This window comes from Quyinboa mangrovi (assembly GCF_042219825.1).
Classification (GTDB): Bacteria; Bacteroidota; Bacteroidia; order Bacteroidales; family UBA5342; genus JBHJHP01.
In genome coordinates this window covers 316,583-335,394 of sequence record NZ_JBHJHQ010000007.1, presented here as the reverse complement: position 1 = coordinate 335,394, position 18,812 = coordinate 316,583, and the positions used below count along the sequence as shown (strand labels likewise).

Annotated in this window: 16 protein-coding genes and 1 rRNA gene; 9 read left to right on the top strand and 8 right to left on the bottom strand. The window is 39.6% G+C overall.

What is annotated here, in order from left to right; translation table 11 throughout:
- Positions 1-70: ribosomal RNA gene (locus ACE1ET_RS16480) — 16S ribosomal RNA — on the bottom strand; the annotation flags it as partial.
- 580 nt (positions 71-650) lie between these two features.
- Here ACE1ET_RS16480 and ACE1ET_RS16475 point away from each other — a divergent pair.
- The 3 genes from ACE1ET_RS16475 (at position 651) to ACE1ET_RS16465 (ending at position 5,141) form a co-directional block, all read left to right on the top strand.
- A complete protein-coding gene (locus ACE1ET_RS16475; RefSeq protein ID WP_375729519.1) occupies positions 651-2,468 on the top strand; it encodes a sensor histidine kinase in 1,818 nt (605 codons plus the stop codon).
- 4 nt (positions 2,469-2,472) lie between these two features.
- Positions 2,473-4,086 (top strand): sensor histidine kinase, encoded by a 1,614-nt coding sequence (locus ACE1ET_RS16470; protein WP_375729518.1) that lies wholly within the window; start codon positions 2,473-2,475, stop codon positions 4,084-4,086.
- 206 nt (positions 4,087-4,292) lie between these two features.
- Entirely contained in the window at positions 4,293-5,141 is an 849-nt protein-coding gene (locus ACE1ET_RS16465) for an alpha/beta hydrolase (protein ID WP_375729517.1), read from the top strand.
- A gap of 57 nt (positions 5,142-5,198) precedes the next feature.
- Here ACE1ET_RS16465 and bglX read toward each other — a convergent pair whose 3' ends face one another.
- A complete protein-coding gene (bglX, locus tag ACE1ET_RS16460; RefSeq protein ID WP_375729516.1) occupies positions 5,199-7,460 on the bottom strand; it encodes a beta-glucosidase BglX in 2,262 nt (753 codons plus the stop codon).
- A 139-nt stretch (positions 7,461-7,599) separates the two neighbouring features.
- Here bglX and ACE1ET_RS16455 point away from each other — a divergent pair, with 139 nt between their 5' ends.
- Complete coding sequence (locus ACE1ET_RS16455; protein ID WP_375729515.1) at positions 7,600-9,207, top strand: SGNH/GDSL hydrolase family protein; 1,608 nt, start codon at positions 7,600-7,602, stop codon at positions 9,205-9,207.
- A 6-nt stretch (positions 9,208-9,213) separates the two neighbouring features.
- Here the strand turns inward: ACE1ET_RS16455 and ACE1ET_RS16450 are convergent, their stop codons facing one another.
- Positions 9,214-9,963 (bottom strand): transporter, encoded by a 750-nt coding sequence (locus ACE1ET_RS16450; protein ID WP_375729514.1) that lies wholly within the window; start codon positions 9,961-9,963, stop codon positions 9,214-9,216.
- A gap of 10 nt (positions 9,964-9,973) precedes the next feature.
- Positions 9,974-10,552 (bottom strand): phosphoribosylglycinamide formyltransferase, encoded by a 579-nt coding sequence (gene purN / locus ACE1ET_RS16445; RefSeq protein ID WP_375729513.1) that lies wholly within the window; start codon positions 10,550-10,552, stop codon positions 9,974-9,976.
- Between the two features lie 156 nt (positions 10,553-10,708).
- Between purN and ACE1ET_RS16440 the strand changes: the two genes are divergently transcribed.
- From ACE1ET_RS16440 to ACE1ET_RS16420, 5 genes are all read left to right on the top strand, one after another.
- A complete protein-coding gene (locus tag ACE1ET_RS16440; RefSeq protein WP_375721626.1) occupies positions 10,709-10,945 on the top strand; it encodes an acyl carrier protein in 237 nt (78 codons plus the stop codon).
- A 24-nt stretch (positions 10,946-10,969) separates the two neighbouring features.
- Positions 10,970-12,226 carry a beta-ketoacyl-ACP synthase II gene (fabF, locus tag ACE1ET_RS16435; RefSeq protein WP_375729512.1) on the top strand — a complete coding sequence of 419 codons (1,257 nt, stop codon included), beginning with the start codon at positions 10,970-10,972 and terminating at the stop codon, positions 12,224-12,226.
- A 3-nt stretch (positions 12,227-12,229) separates the two neighbouring features.
- On the top strand, positions 12,230-12,967 hold the full coding sequence (gene rnc / locus ACE1ET_RS16430; RefSeq protein ID WP_375729511.1) for a ribonuclease III: 738 nt from the start codon (positions 12,230-12,232) through the stop codon (positions 12,965-12,967).
- Between the two features lie 48 nt (positions 12,968-13,015).
- Positions 13,016-13,432, top strand: a complete 417-nt coding sequence (locus ACE1ET_RS16425) for an OsmC family protein (protein ID WP_375729510.1) — start codon at positions 13,016-13,018, stop codon at positions 13,430-13,432.
- 265 nt (positions 13,433-13,697) lie between these two features.
- Complete coding sequence (locus ACE1ET_RS16420; RefSeq protein WP_375729509.1) at positions 13,698-14,078, top strand: DoxX family membrane protein; 381 nt, start codon at positions 13,698-13,700, stop codon at positions 14,076-14,078.
- 86 nt (positions 14,079-14,164) lie between these two features.
- Here the strand turns inward: ACE1ET_RS16420 and ACE1ET_RS16415 are convergent, their stop codons facing one another.
- The 4 genes from ACE1ET_RS16415 to ACE1ET_RS16400 are packed head-to-tail and all read right to left on the bottom strand — an operon-like array spanning position 14,165 to position 18,405.
- Positions 14,165-14,887, bottom strand: a complete 723-nt coding sequence (locus ACE1ET_RS16415) for a DUF4386 domain-containing protein (RefSeq protein ID WP_375729508.1) — start codon at positions 14,885-14,887, stop codon at positions 14,165-14,167.
- A 27-nt stretch (positions 14,888-14,914) separates the two neighbouring features.
- A complete protein-coding gene (locus ACE1ET_RS16410; protein WP_375729507.1) occupies positions 14,915-15,718 on the bottom strand; it encodes a DUF4249 domain-containing protein in 804 nt (267 codons plus the stop codon).
- Between the two features lie 3 nt (positions 15,719-15,721).
- Complete coding sequence (locus ACE1ET_RS16405; RefSeq protein WP_375729506.1) at positions 15,722-18,046, bottom strand: TonB-dependent receptor; 2,325 nt, start codon at positions 18,044-18,046, stop codon at positions 15,722-15,724.
- Positions 18,043-18,405, bottom strand: a complete 363-nt coding sequence (locus ACE1ET_RS16400) for a DUF4260 domain-containing protein (protein WP_375729505.1) — start codon at positions 18,403-18,405, stop codon at positions 18,043-18,045. The genes ACE1ET_RS16405 and ACE1ET_RS16400 overlap by 4 nt, the downstream gene beginning before the upstream one ends.
- Between the last annotated feature and the right edge of the window lie 407 nt (positions 18,406-18,812).

The window sequence follows — 18,812 nt, the reverse complement described above, 5'->3', positions numbered from 1 at the left end:
CCCGCTCGACTTGCATGTGTTAGGCCTGTCGCTAGCGTTCATCCTGAGCCAGGATCAAACTCTTCGTTGTAGTTATAAATTTCCTTAGAGCTTCGATCCCCTCGCTCTTCAATTGAATGACGGTTCGCTTGTTTTAAATTTCTTTCTTACCTTATTATAAGACTTTACAATTCCTCAATGAACGTTTACGCTCTTTATTGCGCCTTTCGTTTTTTTTACCCCTCTCAAACACTCTAAATCACCTAAGCGCAGGGCCCGGTTTTTTATTGGCCGAAAAAAGTGTGGCAAAATTAATACTTCTTTCCTTTGCCTCCAAATCATTAATGATTTATTTTTTACCAAAACTCAAGACCAACTCTCCAGGGTCTCTACCCCTTCCAAAAGCGGCTGCAAAGAAAATCATTATTATCCCATTTCTCCAAACTTTTTTCAATCTTTTTTTACCCCTTTTTTATTACCATTCCTTAATCCCCTGAAATTGTGCTGTATAACATGTTTTATATTTTTCAATAAATAAAGTTACTAAATCTGAGCGAATTAATGGAGGCCATATTAATGTTAACTCATAATTAACCTATAATTATTTTGTATTAATTTTGTGTTAATTTAATTTTTATTTTATATTTGTTTCCTGATTAATAAACTTGATTGTGAGCAATACGTTAAATAAAGTAAGCACATTGGATATGGTCTTTGAATACTCGGTAACTCCCAGTATTATTACGGACATTCAGGGAACCATTTATAAGATAAATCCAGCATTTGCAGAATTACTTGGATACACTCCAGATGAAATACTGGAATTGACTACAATAGATTTAACACCTCCGGGAAACATAAAACCCGAAAAAAAAGAACTGGCAAAACTTATAAATAATGCACTGCCCAATGTAACATATTACAGTGAACGCTTCCATAAATCAGGCAAACCACTGCATATAAAAGTTAATGCGATTGCCATTATACCATATGAATCAGATGAACCGGACAGAATACTTCAACAGTTTGAGGTAACAGGCAGACAATATAATGCTGTATCCCAAAATCACAACAAAGAATTTTACTTTGAAAAAATAATGGATGAAATGCCTGCGTACATCTACTTTAAAGATCTGGAAAGCAGATTCCTTATGGCCAGCCGATCCACACTCAGAGTATTTGGTGTAAAACATCAAAACGAATTAATTGGCAAAACAGACTTTGATTTTTTTGCCAAAGAACACGCACAGCAGGCATTTGACGATGAGCAGGAGATACTGAGAACCGGTAAAGAGATCATTCAGGTAGAGAAAGAAGTATGGCCTAACGGGAAAATCACCTGGGTTCATACCACAAAAAAACCTTTATATGACAATACAGGTATGTTGATTGGCACATTTGGAATTTCGAAAGATGTAACTGACTTAAAAGACGCTGAAAAGGCCATCGAAAAAGCACACTTTGAGCTCGAATGGAAAAACAGTGAACTTGAAGAAATGCTTACGGACCTTAAAGCAACCCAGTCACAGTTAATTAATACTGAGAAACTGGCAGCGCTTGGGCAGTTAATTGCAGGAATCGCCCATGAAGTAAACACTCCGTTGGGCGCAATAAATGCTTCAAATTCCAATATCAAAACCTCTTTTACTCAACTGATTGATAATATAGAAAATAACCTTGCACAATTTTCAAATGATGAAATGAACCTGCTAAAACTGTTGCTTCAGAATTACAACGGCTTTACCAATCACACCTTAGGATCACGCGAGAAAAGACAGCTGAAGAAAGAGATTGAAAAGCAGATAAACGGATCAGGTAACGGAAATGGAAATGCGATTGCCGATATCATTGTCTACCTGAATCAACAGGATCAGCTAGACACAATTTTAAGCTACACCAATAAGACTGATATTCTCAAGGTCTTGAAATCGGCAAAAAGTATGATTTCGGTTCTTAAAAACAGTGAAAATATATCTATTGCAACAGAGAAGGCATCACAGGTTGTTGCAGCACTTAAGAAATATATCCACAGAACACCGGATGGGAAAAAATCACAAACAGATATTATTGATAACATAGAAACTATTATTACACTGAACCACAACAAACTGAAACATGGTGTAGAGATTATACGAAATTATGATAAGGTGCCATTCATATATGTCTATCCGGATGAAATCAGTCAGGTCTGGAATAACCTGATCACGAATGCCATCCACGCCATGAACAACAAGGGGAAAATATATATAAGTATTATAGATAAAAAAGATACTGTAATAGCAGAATTCAGGGATACCGGATGTGGTATTCCCGACGAGATAAGGGATATGATCTTTATGCCTTTTTTCACAACAAAAGCATCAGGAGAAGGAACAGGAATAGGGCTCGATATTGTTAAACGCATTGTTGAGAAGCATAATGGCATAATTACCATTGATACTGAAGTAAATAAAGGCACTACGTTTTCTATTGAACTTCCAAAAAATTAATGCCATGTCAAAGAAAAGAGCAATTTTATGCATTGACGATGAACCGATTATTCTGGAAAGCCTGAAAGAACAGATCGAAAAGAATTTCGGTGACAATCTTATTTATGAAACCGCCGAAAATGCCGATGAAGCAAACGAAGTGCTTCGGGAGCTGAGCGAAGAAAACATTGACATACTTGTTATTGTATCAGACTGGCTTATGCCAGGCATGAAAGGTGATGAGTTTCTGGTTCAGGCTCATCAGTTATATCCTGAAATTGTACCCATCATGCTTACCGGACATGCTTCGAAAGAGGCAATTCAAAATGCCATTGAAAATGCAAACCTCTTTTCATGTATCAATAAACCATGGCATGAGGAAAACCTGATAGAAACCATCAGATCCGCCATGCAGAAATTCGAAACAAAAAATACAGTAAGCGAAAAGGAAGTTATTCTTTGCATTGATGACGAAGAGATGATTCTGGATGCACTAAAAGACCAGCTTGAAGATACCTGGGGCAGCAAATTTATCATTGAAACAGTAGACAATCCGGAAGAGGCCATTGAAATATTCAATGAACTGAGAGAAGAAGGATATAAAATCCCGGTGGTTATCTCAGATTATATTATGCCCTACATGAAGGGTGATGAATTACTAAAGAAAATTCATGAAATCTCTCCTGAGACACATAAAATATTACTTACAGGACAGGCAAGTGTTGAAGGTGTTGCTAACGCTATCAACTGGGCCAAGTTATACCGTTATATTCCCAAACCCTGGGACAAAGAAGACCTTGCGCTAACTATTAAAGAAGCGATCCGAAGCTATGTTCAGGAAAACCAGATAAGAAGCAAAAACAAGGAGCTGGCCTCACTAAATGCGTCACTTGAAGAGAAAGTACTTCAACGAACCAAAGAACTTGAAGTAGCCAATGCCACGAAAGATAAATTCTTCTCAATTATTGGTCACGACCTGAAGGGAAGCTTTAACACGCTGATTGGATTTTCGGAAATATTGATAGAAGATTTTGAGGAACTGGATAACGAAGGGAAAATGAATTTCCTGAACAGGATCAGACGTTTATCAGAGAATGCCTATAAGTTGCTTCAGAATCTGCTTGACTGGGCCAGGGTTCAAACCGGAAACATAAACTATGAACCAGAATATTTCGATCTTGAAGAAATAAGCAGAGATATCCTGGAAATGCAACAGGATCATGCTCAAAGCAAAATGATAAAAATAAAATCAGATGTCCCTAGAGACACCTATGTATATGCTGACAAAAACATGATCCACACCGTAGTTCGAAATCTTTTCTCCAATTCGTTGAAATTTACCAACCAGGGAGGTGAAGTTAAAATTTCATGCAAAGAATCGAAGTTAAACGGAGGACGAATAGATGTTTCTATTACCGATACCGGCATTGGCATGTCTGACGATAAAGTTTCAAAGCTATTTAAAATATCAGAAAAAGTGAAAACATACGGAACGGCACAGGAAGAGGGAACCGGCCTGGGATTAATCTTGTGTAAAGAATTCGTAGAAAAAAATAATGGCGACATTAAAGTTGAAAGTCGCAAGGGCGAGGGAAGTATATTTACGTTTACCCTGCACACGAAAGGCATTCCCAATTAGGGAATTTGGAGTTTAATAGATGAGAGAAAAGGCTGTCTGAAATCGTTCGGACAGCCTTTTTTGTAAACCGTGAAGTTTTAATTCGTTAATAATTACTCAAAAATAACGCATTAATAAAACATAAACAAATTCAATATTGGTTTGGGAAAGCAGAAACTCCCAATATGTTTATTAAATTTGTGATCCAAACTTAAAAACTGATTCCCATGAAATGGCGTACACTTGTAATTGTTTTAATGACGGTACAAATTGCTACATTCGGACAAGCAACAGACACATTATATATATGGCCGGATAAGGTTCCCGGGGAAGCAGTACCAAAACATTCTGCCGTGATCAGTTCAAATAACGGCGGCAATACCACCCGCATTGCTGAAGTTACCAATCCTGTTCTGGTTCGGTTCGACCCAAAACCTGACGTAAAAAACAAAGGTGCATTTGTGGTTTGCCCGGGTGGCGGTTACAGTATTTTAGCTATAGATAAAGAAGGGTATGAGATTGCAGAATGGTTAACAAGCATTGGATATACAGCATTTGTATTGCAATACAGGGTCCCGCAAAAACAGGCAGGTGCATTAATGGATGTGCAACGGTCTATACGGGTTGTAAGGAGTCATGCATCTGACTGGCAACTGGATAAGGACAGAATTGGCGTAATGGGATTTTCTGCCGGAGGAAGTTTAAGTTCACGTGCCTCTACCTTGTACAGCGAACAGACCTATCCGGCTCAGGATGCTATAGATACCGTTTCGTGCAAGCCGGACTTTACCATGCTCATCTATCCTGCATATTTAGACAAAGGAGAAAACAGGAGCCTCACACCTGAATTAAAAGTGGATAAGAATACGCCTCCTATGTTTATATTTGCTACTGCAGACGATCCTTACAGCAACAGTGCATTGGTTATGGCTACTGCATTACGTGATGCCAAAGTTCCGGTTGAACTTCATATACTGCCCAAAGGCGGCCATGGCTACGGATTACGAAAAGGTTCACTGGCAGGCGAAACCTGGCCTGTTCTGGCCGAAAAATGGTTAAAAAGAACAGATAAATAAGGCTTAAAACAGCTTTGCCACTGTCAAGATGTAGACCGGGATTAAAAACTATTTCTGCTATTCGTCCTGTTGGTCAACATAAAGGGACGTATGTAACCCATCGACCGAACTGGTTCCTACCCAGATATCGAAATCTCCGGGTTCAAAAATAAAATCGCCTTCATTATTATAGAAACCAAGTTCATTTTTCGTCAGAATGAATGATATCTTACGGCTTTCCCCGGGTTTGAGTTGTATCTTCTTAAAACCTTTCAGCTCTTTAACAGGCCTGGTAACACTTGCAACTTTATCCCTGATGTAAAGCTGCACCACTTCCTCTCCAGACATTTCCCCTGTATTCTGAACCATGACTGCAACAAATACCTCCGGTGTAGATGTAGCCTTAACCTGCAAATCAGAATATTTAAAATCCGTATAACTTAATCCAAAACCGAATGGGAATAACGGCTCATTACTCTGGTCGATATAATGTGACCAATACACATCCTTTTTAGGTCCGGGTCTGCCGGTACTTTTATGATTATAGTACAATGGCAATTGCCCCACACTTTTGGGGAAGGACATGGGCAGTTTTCCTGACGGATTATATTCCCCGTATAACACCTCAGCAATAGCCTGTCCTCCCATGCTTCCCGGCTGCCAGGCTTCAAGAATTGCCGGAATATGTTCTGCTGCCCAGGGAATAGCCAAAGGTCTTCCATTCATAAGAACAAGAACAATGTTTGGATTTACAGCATATACCGTTTCCAGTAATTGTTGCTGTAAACCCGGTAGATTAATATAAGCCCTGCTTCTGCCTTCTCCACTCTGCAAACCGTGTTCCCCAAGCACCATAACTACAACATCTGCATTTTTGGCCAGACTGACTGCTTCTGCAAGCATAGCAGTATCGGTGTTATTGATTGAAACTCCCGCAGCCAATGCAGGTTTACTATTCACCAGTTGAACACCTTTTGTAAAGCGCAACTGGTTACCTTCAAACTTTTCCATTCCTTCCAGAACAGAAACTGCCGAATTCCGAATCACATCCCCACTCCAGTTACCAAGTGGACTATCCTTATCATCAGCCAACGGACCGATGAGCGCAATCTTCATTCCTTCCTTATTCAAAGGCAATAGCATCTGGTCGTTTTTTAGTAACACCATGGATTTTTTTGCCATATCCAAAGCTGCCTTTCTGTTGCTCTCCTGTCCTATTATCTTTTTCTCCCTGTCCGGGTTACAGTATTTATAAGGATCATCGAATAATCCCAGCTCATATTTGGCGAGAAGGATGCGCCTGACCGCATCATCGATCAGATTTATATCAACCTCTCCGGATTCCACCAATTCCCTGAGGTAATTAATATAGGCATACGATTCCATATCCATATCACATCCGGCCTTCACTGCCTTTTTTGCTGCATCTCTGTTATCTTTGGCAAAACCGTGAGCCCTCATCTCAGAGATTGATCCCCAATCAGAAACCACAAAGCCTTCGAATCCCCACTCACCTTTTAATATAGTACGCAGTAAAAATTCATTCCCCGTTGCAGGTATACCGTTAAGTTCATTAAACGAATTCATAAACGTTTTTACGCCAGCTTCCTCAGCTGCCCTGAACGGAGGCATGATCACGTTATATATTGTAGATGTCCCAACATCAACTGTGTTATAGTCTTTACCTGATTCTGCAAAACCATAACCGGCATAGTGTTTCGCACAGGCTATAATGGTATTATTCGCTGAAAGATCATCACCCTGAAAACCTTTAACCCTGGCTTTGGCAATGAGACTTCCCAGGTAAGGATCTTCCCCGGCACCTTCCATCACTCGTCCCCAGCGGGCGTCGCGTGAAATATCCACCATTGGGGCAAAAGTCCAGTTCTGTCCGGCAGCTGAAGCTTCCAGCGCCGCTATTCTTGCAGATTTTTCTATGGCAACAAGGTCCCAGCTTGCCGCCTCTCCCAAAGGAATTGGGGTCAAGGTACGATAGCCATGAATAACATCAAACCCAAAAATCAAAGGTATACCAAGCCTGCTTTTGGTTACAGCCAATTCCTGCATTTTACGCACTTCATCAGTGCCAAGCACATTAAGCACCGAGCCAACCTTCCCCGATAAAATATTATCATATTTCTCTTTTGTACTTTTCTCCGTGGGAACCGGACCGGTTACGTCCCAGAATCCGTTATACTGATTCATCTGTCCGATTTTCTCATCCAGGGTCATAACCGACAACAAACTGTCGACTTTTTTACCATAATCCGGTTGTTGCGCCTGACTTTGAACGACAGTTATAACAGGCATTAAAATGAGGGCAAACATTAGTCTTCGCATGGTACATCAATTTTTGAGGTTCATCCCAGGCTTTCACCTGAACCTCAAATTTACAATAAAAAACCAATCATTCTTAGCAGGATTTTCATTCCTTTGGTTGGTTTTGTATTTTTACGTGCATTTTTAAAACTTGCTTAAAATGAACTTCAAACAAATATTTAAAAGTATCCTGTTCTCTTTACTGATTCTTAGTTTAAACATTGCTGCGCAGGATGATCCGAAATGGGACAACACAACTCACAAAGACTGGCCGGCAGAATGCAAGGAAGTTTCAATTATTTCAACAGCTGACGGAACAGAACAGAAAGCCATGTTCTTTATGTCCGGTTCAGACAAACCGACTCCGTTAATTATAAGCCTGCACACCTGGAGCGGCGATTACACGCAAAAAGATACATTATCGTGGGAATGCATACAAAAAGGTTATACATACATACATCCTGATTTCCGTGGAGCCAACAACAAACCTGATGCCTGCGGAAGTCCTCTTGTCATTCAGGATATTGATGACGCCATAGCTTACGCCATTAAACATGCCAATGTTGACACAACCGAAATCCATATTATTGGCGTTAGTGGTGGCGGATATGCCACATTACTGGCTTACATGAACACAAAATACCCGGTAAAAACATTCTCTGCCTGGGTTCCGATTTCTGACCTTGAAGCATGGTTTAATGAATCGGAAGGACGTGGCAATAAATATGCAAGGGATATTGCCATTGCCACCACCGGAAAGAAATTTGGGCCAAAAGGATCTTACATTAATAAAAGAGAGGCCATAAAGCGCTCACCTCTTTTTATGCAAACTCCGGTTGCAAAACGACAAAATTCCAAACTTTCTATTTACACCGGTATTCATGATGGTTATACCGGCTCGGTTCCGGTAACACAATCCATTAAATTCTACAATAAAGTAGTTAACGATTTTGATCCGACCGCAACAGAATCCATTGTTCCGGAAAGTGACATGATCACCCTTGTTACATCACAGAATTTTCCGGCTCTGACAAAGGAAAAATTAGGAGACAGGATAATCCAGTACCGTAAATACTATAAAGATATCGTAGAACTGACTATTTTTGAAGGCACACACGAAATGTTAACCGACGTGGCACTGAATCCTGCTGAAAGCAAAAACATTCTGGCTGTTGGAGATTCCAACGGAGAGTTTTATTTCGGTTGGGTCACCCAGCTTAAAAAAGTCAGATTTGATGACTTTATCTATAATTCATGCATATCAGGCAATACAATCGGCTATGATAATCTGAACAGACCTGCATTAAATACGCTCAGGAACATTGACCGTTACCTGGACGAAGCTTATGCATACAGCGGGAAACAGGATGCCATCGTTATTATGTTGGGAACCAATGACTGCAAAGCTGTTTTTACAGATAACATTAAAAATGTACCGGACAGCATGCGTACCCTTATCGCAAAGATAAAAGCGCATCCCGTGTATCAGGCCTCGCACCCGAAGCTGTTTATTGTTTCACCTCCACCGATGAACCCACACCCGGAACTGCACGAAAAATACCTGAAAGGGAACGACAGGATTCAGTACCTTGACAAGGAATTTAAAAAAGTGGCAAAGGAAGAAGGTTGCATTTACATTAATACATATCCACACCTTGAAGGCGTCTTTGATTACGTAACCATTGACGGAATTCATCTTAAACCGGAAGGTCAGATGGTAATTGCAAAAATAATAAGTGAAACGCTGGACAGTTATTTTAAGCAATAACAGAGCCTATTTAGGCAGCCTTACAGTAAAACCAACTCCCCAAAACATATTGTTGGAATTATCGTTCAGACCGTAACCAAGATATCCGTCCAACTGAAGATTATTAATAATACTGTAGGTAAAGCCAAAATCAATGTACCCGGCATTACCGGGCGTTTTATAATTTTCGCCAAAAAACTCTAAAAACAAACAGGTCTTAGGAATAACATTCAGACCAGCCGTAACCGAATAAAATTTTTGGGTATCATAATTTTTATTGTCCCAGAAAAGTGCAAGGTTATACCCCAGACTCAAAACATCCAGCAGATCGTGCTGTGCAGCAAGGCGTACTTCAGGCGACCAGAAATGATCCGCATCATCTGTTTTAACAGGCAACAGAAATGACCCCATTACCGCCACATCAGGAATAATTCCGGCACCTTTAAATATTCTGTACTTAAATCCAGGATTCAGAATATTGGATACACTACCTTCCGGATCACTAACTAATGTGGCCGTTTCGTTTGAAAAACCCAACCTGAGTTCCAAAGCAGAAGTCAGCCCAAACCGAAGTAACGACTGTATACTTTTCACATCTTTAATGTCGGACAATGAATTGGCATCCGTAAAATCGAATCCAGACTCCAACTGAAAATGAAGTTTAGGAACGATACTTGCCGATTCAGTCTGATCCGGGCGGTCTGTGACCATATCCTGCGCAGAACAAACCGACGATATATAAACAATTATAGTTAGAATTGCCAATCTGACCTTCATAGTTTACCTTCTAAGATTCTGGTGAATCATTTAACAGCTCTTCTACCACCTTAGGAAACCAGGCATATTCCAGTTCATGTACTTTTGAGGCTACTTCGGCATAGGTATCAGTGGGTTGAACCGGACATTCAGCCTGAAATATTATCTCGCCTTCGTCGAAGTGTTCATTTACATAATGTATCGTGATACCTGACTTTATTTCCCTGTTCTCCACAACAGCTTTATGAACATTATCGCCATACATTCCTTTTCCTCCATATTTAGGCAGTAATGCCGGATGTATGTTAACCATTTTTTTATCAAAAGCCCTTATCAGGTATTCCGGTATCAACCACAAAAAGCCTGCAAGTACAATAAAATCAATGGAATACAAATTTAACATATCGATAATCTCTTCCGTTTTGTAAAACTGATCCCGGTTAAACACCTTGCATGGGATATTCAATCGCTTGCAACGCCCTATAACAAAGGCACTTGGGTTATTACACAGCACAAGAGAAATGTTTATATTATTGTTATCTTTAAAATAATTATAGAAGTTCTCCACGTTGGAACCCGAACCACTTGCCAAGAGCGCTAATTTCTTCATTTACAATATATTATTTTTCAATAAAAATTCTTAACTTGCATGTTAAACTGCTCAAAAATATGATTTTTGTGTCACAAAATTTTAATTATTACAGAAAAAATATATTTCTTTGCAGCGATATTTTCGAAACTAATTATTAACTAAAATTAAAAAGTTATGTCTGACATTGCATCAAGAGTTAAAGCGATCATCGTTGACAAAATGGGAGTAGATGAAACTGAAGTGACTCCTGAAGCTAGCTTCACTAATGATTTAGGAGCTGACTCGCTTGACACTGTTGAGCTGATCATGGAATTTGAAAAAGAATTCAATATTTCTATTCCTGATGATCAGGCTGAAAACATCTCTACTGTTGGAGATGCTATCAAGTACATAGAAGAAAACGCTGGTTAACTAATCGCATTTTAAAATTTTTGCATGGAATTTAAACGAGTTGTAATCACTGGCCTTGGGGCTATTACTCCACTAGGAAATTCAGTACAGGAGTTTTGGGGCAACTTGTCTAAAGGAGTAAGTGGATCGGGTATTATAACCCATTTCGACCCTTCTTTATTCAAAACGAAGTTTGCGTGCGAGGTTAAAAACTATAACGCTGAAGAATATTTTGACCGCAAAGAAGTACGTAAGCTGGACCTATTTGCTCAGTACGCTATTGTTAGTGCCACCCAGGCAATTGAAGACTCCGGTATAATGGAAGATGACTCCGTTGACAAAAACAGAGTCGGCGTTATATGGGGAGCCGGTATTGGTGGGCTCATAACTTTCCAGCAGGAATTAACAGCATTTGGAAAGGGCGATGGAACACCTCGTTTCAGCCCTTTCTTTATTCCCAAAATGATTGCTGATATTGCACCTGGACATATCTCTATGAAATATGGCTTACGTGGGCCAAACTTTGGTGTTGTTTCTGCGTGTGCTTCATCAACCAATGCAATCATAGATGCACTGAATTATATCCGTCTCGGCAAAGCTAACATGATCGTCACCGGAGGATCTGAAGCTGCCATCACCGAATCCGGTGTAGGTGGATTCAATTCTGCACAGGCACTTTCCACTAATAATGATAATCCTGAAACAGCATCCCGTCCGTTCTGTAAAACACGCGATGGTTTTGTTATGGGTGAAGGTGGTGCCTGTTTAATGTTGGAAGATTATGACCATGCCGTAAAGCGTGGTGCTAAAATTTATGCCGAAATTGTTGGCGGCGGAATGTCGGCTGATGCTTACCATATTACTGCGCCACATCCTGAAGGGCTTGGTGCTGCTCTGGTAATGCAACGTGCTTTGGAAGATGCCGGAATGACACCGGAAGACATCGATTACGTAAACGTACACGGTACAGCTACTCCACTGGGCGACATCGCCGAAACTCAGGCCATTAAAAAAGTATTTGGTGATCATGCGTATAATCTGAATATCAGTTCAACCAAATCAATGACCGGTCACCTTTTAGGAGCTGCAGGAGCTGCAGAAGCTATGGCATGTATCCTTGCAGTAAGAGAAGATATTATTCCTCCAACAATTAATCTTCAGGAACTAGATCCTGACATTGATTCAAAGCTTAACCTCACATTCCATAAAGCACAAAAACGTGTGGTTAATGCTGCTTTGTCCAACACCTTTGGATTTGGCGGGCATAATGCTTCTGTCATCATAAAAAAATTCACTGAATAAATAGTGATTAAAAATATTGAACGAATTAAAAGACTTTTCCTGCCCAAAAAGGAAAAGTCTTTTTCGTTTGTCATTCAAGAACTTACGGGCTTTAAACCGAATGATCCGGATATTTATGATCTCGCTTTCATTCACAAATCCACTTCCATAAAACAGAAGAATGGCAGACATGCCAATAATGAACGCCTGGAATTTCTGGGTGATGCCATACTGGATGCCATTGTAGCAGATATCATTTACGTAAACTACCCCAACAGGAATGAAGGATTTTTAACCAGTGCACGGGCCAAGTTAGTCAGCAGAAACACTCTGAATAGCCTGGCCGAAGATCTTGGACTGGAAAAACTGGTTAAAACCACAAGCAACAATCCAAACACTAATATTCCGGGGAACACCCTTGAAGCATTGATTGGCGCCATCTATCTGGATCAGGGATATAATAATTGTAAAAACTTTGTTGAGACCAGGCTTTATAAAAAGCTTGACGAAATGAAGAACATGGTACGAAAAGACAGCAATTATAAATCACTGCTGCTGGAATGGAGCCAGAAAAACAGAAAGGAAATCACTTTTTCTCTGGTTAAAGAGGTCATCAACAAACACAATGTACCTACGTTTTACACACAGGTTCTGATTAACGATGAACTTTATGCCGATGGCACCGGCACATCAAAGAAAGAGAGCCATCAGGATGCAGCAAAAAAGGCCATCCAGGCACTCAAAGAAAAGAACCTGTATTAATTCTGAACTTTTTTATAATCTCTCCGTTAAATATATAAAATTCTAAATATGAAGAACGAAATTAATTTATCCTGGGACGAAGGCATGGCCTTCTCAACTGATTTAGATGGTCATAAACTCACATTAGATGCAAGTCCTGAAGTAGGTGGGCAAGATAAAGGAGCAAGACCAAAAAAACTAATGCTGGTATCGCTGGCCGGATGTACCGGAATGGACGTCGTATCAATTTTAAATAAAATGAGGGTGCAATATGATGGACTGAACATAAAAGTTGAAGGAGAACTCACAGAAGAACATCCCAAATACTACAAGTCCATGAAAGTAACCTACGAATTCAAAGGAAAGGATCTTCCTATGGATAAACTTGAAAAAGCGGTTAACCTTTCTGCTGAAAAGTATTGCGGAGTACAGGCTTTATACAGAATGGCTATTCCTATTGAATCAGAAATTAAAGTTATAGAATAAACGATGTCAACTTATCTTTTAAAAGGCAGTTCTCTACAACGGGAACTGCCTTTTATGCTTTTTTAAACTTTAACGAAGCCTTATTACGCTTTCACTTTACAGTGCAGCATCGGTGATGAAAACGTATTCTCAACCACTGCTATCCATTGCTGTTTTGGATTGAAATTAAAGATCGCGGAATAAACTTTCTATATCACATATTGTTTACTCCTATGGTATTTAAAGATGATAATTTACGCCCACTATCATATTTAAATTTTAGGTTATGAAAAGTAATGGGAAAATTATGGCTACTTTAAGAGTAGTACTGGGTGTATTTATGATCGCTTATGCATTAAACAAATTCTTTCACTTTATTCCCAACAGCTATGGAGACATGCCTCAGAACACGCAGGCATTTCTGGATGCAGTCGTCATGTATCTTCCGTATCTTTATATGTTTGAAATACTCGTTGGGGCACTGCTTATTTTAAACAAATGGACACTGGCAATACTTATTGCATTGTTTCCACTATCCGTTGCATTTATGATGTTCAGTATTCTAAACAGTGATCTGAAAGAGATGTGGCCGGCTATTTTTGTGGCACTGTTGAATGTCATTCTTTTGTTTAGCAATTGGAAGAGACTTAAGCCTTTGTTTGATTAATTCTTAAGTTCGTTCGTTACTATTAGCACAGATGAGAAACCACCGCACCAATTGTATCTGATGCAGTGGTTGAAATGAATTCTTTTTCAGGCCATAGTGATTTGATTTCCTGAATCTGCTTTAATTCCTTTGACCAGCAGATATAAACAAAGTGTCAATTCTGCGGCAACTGCTATAGTCACGACCAGTATCTCACTTACGTTTGAAAACTCAGGTCCGAGGAAGTTGACGAAGCAGTCAACCAGATAACTTATTCCGGCAGCAATTATCAGAATACCCAACCATTTAGGAAAATATTCGGCATTATACATTAAAGATCCTACTATTATACAACTAATACCGAAAAACACACCACTGATAAGGTACCCGTATGAATGCGCATTTATAAACAGCAAGGCCAGTGAACTAAGCTGATCTCCGGAAAAACTACTCAGATAAGTATTGTCGCCGAAAATGAGCAGAGGCATATAGTAATTCAATAGATTAAGACCCAGCACCGTAGCCTGGCCCAGTCTGAAAAATGCAGCCAGCAAAGACAATCCTTTGCTTACCGGTTTTAGCAGCAGGTAAAATAACAGGGCCACGGCAACATCACTCATAATCATGATTAAATCGCTAACAAAACCAACCCGGTACAAAACGCTGTGATTAAGTATATTTTGTGCCGTTGTAAGGGCATCACCTGGAACAACAATAGATGACCGGACAAACATCTCGCTGAACAAACCCGCAATGATAATGATCAGGTAAAGTATACCGGCTATACGGGCATTCTTTTTTACTGATAGAACCGTTTGTATGGTATTCATTATTTTTAGTGCTTTAATGTTTTATACTTAAGGGAAAATCAGAACAGTATCCCGGCTTACAGTATATGCTCCGAAATATCCTAATGCTCCGTTGGAAATATTGGTTATTGGGTTTGAAGGGTTCGCATTACCAATCATTCCGCCTTCGAAGAGAGAAGATAACGCAAAGTAGTAATCGTATGTTGATTTATCTAGTGTTTGTAGTTCAACCACAACTCTGTTGAGCGGAATAAACTGTTCAACATCCCATTGCAATACAACGTCATGCCCGTCAGTAAATGCATCATCGAATAATTTCAGGGATTGGCTTGCACCTGCCGGATCATCAATATTATACACTTTTAATCGGTAGTAATTTTCAATATTCGCCGGATCATGCAGATGGCAGTTTATAATGTATCCTCCCGAAAACTCCATATACGCCGGTGTTGGCTCAAAAGATACCGAGTCTATTGCGACTTTATATGGCACCTCAACAGTGGCATTATAGATTTCTCCTTCCGATTCTACTTTCATGGTGTATGAACGGCCTTCTTCACCAGTCCTGTTCCCGGAATATAATCCGGGAGCTGTTTCCAAAAGCTGACTTGCATAGCCAAGATCGTCGGTAATAGTAACTGTTGAACCGGACACGTTAGGATAAGTTTCAGGGGCAAAATAATCGCCTGATTTGGTTAGTTTAACGACAAGCGTTGTATCGATATCTGTTATAGATCCGTCTATGACCAGCCGGGGTTCAATGGAGTCAAGATTTATCTCAATTACATCCTGGCAGCCGAATAATATTATTGCCAGGCCAAATATTAAAGTGTATGTTTTAACTGATTTCATGATTTAAAATTTAAAATTGTAAGTTACTGATGGTATCATTTGAAAAAGGGACAGTCGGAACGCTTCTGTTTGATTCGGATTGCTTTCGTTCTCCCTGAAAGTGATGGAAAATGCGTTTTTTCTGCCATAAACGTTATATACAGAAAAGTTCCAGCTTGATTCAAACCGCTTTTTCTTTTTGGGTATGTAAGTTGCACCAATATCCATCCGGTGATAATCCGGCATCCGGTAAGCATTTCTTTTAGTGTAAACAGGAACCGTAAATTCATCTACCTGGTATTTTCCACTTGGAAATGTTACCGCATTTCCTGTATTAAAGACCCAGGTGGCAGACATGTTCCATTTTTTATTAAGCTGGTACATCCCAACAATTGAAATGTCATGCGTTCTGTCGTATTTGGCAGGATACCACTCCCCATTGTCAATGGCATCCATAGATTTTTCAGTCCTTGAAAGCGTATATCCAATCCATCCGGTTAATTTGCCTGTCCTCTTTTTCACGAAAAGCTCAAGGCCATAGGCTCTGCCCTTACCGAAAATAAGCTGTGATTCCACATTCTTGTTAAGCAGGAGTTCTGCTCCGTTTTGATAATCGATCTGATTCTTGAGGTTCTTGTAATAAACTTCGACAGATGTTTCAAACATGTTATCTTTAAAATTTCTGAAAAACCCGAGAGCGAACTGATCTGCGATCTGCGGTTTTACATTTTTACTGCTTGGAATCCAAACATCGGTTGGAAGTGATGCAGAGGAGTTGGACAGCAAATGGACATACTGTGCGTTTCGTGAGTATGAGAGTTTGACAGAATTCCTGGTATTCAATCTAAAGTTGAATGTTGCACGCGGCTCCAGATTGCTGTAAAGTTGAATGATGTCTCCTTTGGAATAAGCTTCCGCGCTGGTTATTTCATCTCTTTCGTTGTATGTATAAACAGTATCGGGCCCAACTGATGCAAGACCGGAATACCTTAACCCGTAAGTAATATTTATATGATCGGAAATGCTTAATTCGTGTGAGACATATGCTGCCCCTTCGTAGGCTTGTTTTCTGCCCATGAATACTGAATTAAAGAGATCATTGTTTCCTGCATCTATTTCTCCGGGACGATACGTATGATGAATCGCATTAAATCCAAATTTCAGGGTATTATCTGTATTGATGTAACACTGAAAATCTTCTTTAACATTCATGTCCCTGATCCCGGAATTAATGTAAATCATATTATCGGAAAAATTATATCCGAAACCGTAATTATAGTTGCTGTATATAAGTGAACTATTGCTGAATAGTTTATTGTTGAAAACATGGTTCCAGCGTAGCGTTCCGGTCTGGTTGCCCCATTTCAAGGCAAAAAGGTCGTGTATATTAAAAACATCCCTTCCGAAATATCCTGACAGAAAAATGCGGTTATTATTGTCGATCCTGTAGTTTGCTTTCGCATTTAAATCGTAGAAATAGAGGTCTGTATTTTTTTGAGTCCGGCTTCGTGAAAATACCGTAAATATGTCGGCATAACTTCTGCGGCCTGAAATAATAAAAGAGCTTTTATCTTTTACAATTGGAGCCTGAAGGGTTAACCTTGAAGATAAAAGTCCTAGTCCGCCTGAGGCTGTAAACTTTTTATAATTCCCGTCATTCATCTGAATATCCAGGATGGACGAGAGACGACCACCATAATTGGCAGGAGCATTACCTTTATAGAGCTCTACATCCTTAATGGCATCGGAATTGAAGACTGAGAAAAATCCCATTAAGTGTGATGCACTGTAAACCGTCGCTTCATCAAGAATGATAAGGTTCTGATCGACGCCTCCACCCCTTACATAAAAACCTGTGGTTCCTTCGGTGCCCGAACTTACACCAGGCAATAGCTGAATGGTTTTTAAAATGTCCTGTTCTCCAAGAAGCACAGGGATCATTTTAGCCTCTTTGGGAGATAGTTTCATGACTCCCATTTCAGCTTTTCTTACGTTCTTATCTGCCCCTTCACTCAGAATTACAACTTCATCTATTTGAGTTGATTTCATATGCATCTCAACATCGTTGTTAACATCTTCGGAAAGTTCTACCGGAATGGTAATGCTCTTGTAGCCAACATAGGAATATCTAAGATTGTAATCTCCTTTAGGCAAGGTGACGGAGTAAAAGCCGTAAAGGTTTGTTGTTGTCCCGGATCTAAGTTCCTCTACATAGATTGTTGATCCAATTAATCCTTCGCCTGTATCCGCGTCTTTTAAAAATCCGCTTATAGTAACTTTCTCCTGCGAAAACCCCTGAAAAACAGGAATTAGCAGAAACAGCAATTTTATAAGATTATATTTCTTCATTTTGAATAAAATTTATTGTTAATACTAAGATGTGTATGTTTAAAATCGTCTTTGAACTTTAATCCGTATCCAAAGATTCTGTCAAAAGAACTGTGTCCAAAGAGAATAGTACCTGCAAATGCGAGAGATGGCAGTGAGATCAGATAACCTGAAATGCCAAGGATTACTGCTAGAAATTTATAGTGAAACAGATTATATATAAATGCTCCGGTTCTGTTTCCGAAAAAGTATGCCAGCATGCTCAGATCTGGCACAAACAGGAACAGAATAAATATCCACCATTTATAACCAAGAAGGAGACTCAGATAAAATGAGAGCGCCAGCATGCTTGTTTCTTCAATTTGTAGTAAAAGTTTCATTCTATTGACTTATAATTTGTTATGGTGCAAATCTACAGACCCTGCCACCTGTGTTCGACGTTTTTAAGTAAGTCGGACGTTCGGATTTATGAAGTCGGACATCATCCATTTCTCTTTAGAAATAAAGTCCGGCCGCGACTTGCCATGCCTGTGTTCCTGTGAGATTTTTTTTTCTGCTAAGCATTTCATATCAATTATCACTAGTGTTTCACTTATTTGTACATCTTCAATTGAAGGACGCTGACAAAAGTAGAGGAGGTGAGTTTGGCAAAAGTTCGGAATAGCAATGCAGGTGTTCGGAATTATAATAGTGGGCCAAAATGTATGTATATGCTTATCTATAAAAATGATAAGGGCGCATGATTTTTCATGCGATTTTCAGGGTTGAATAAGTTAATGAAAGCCAA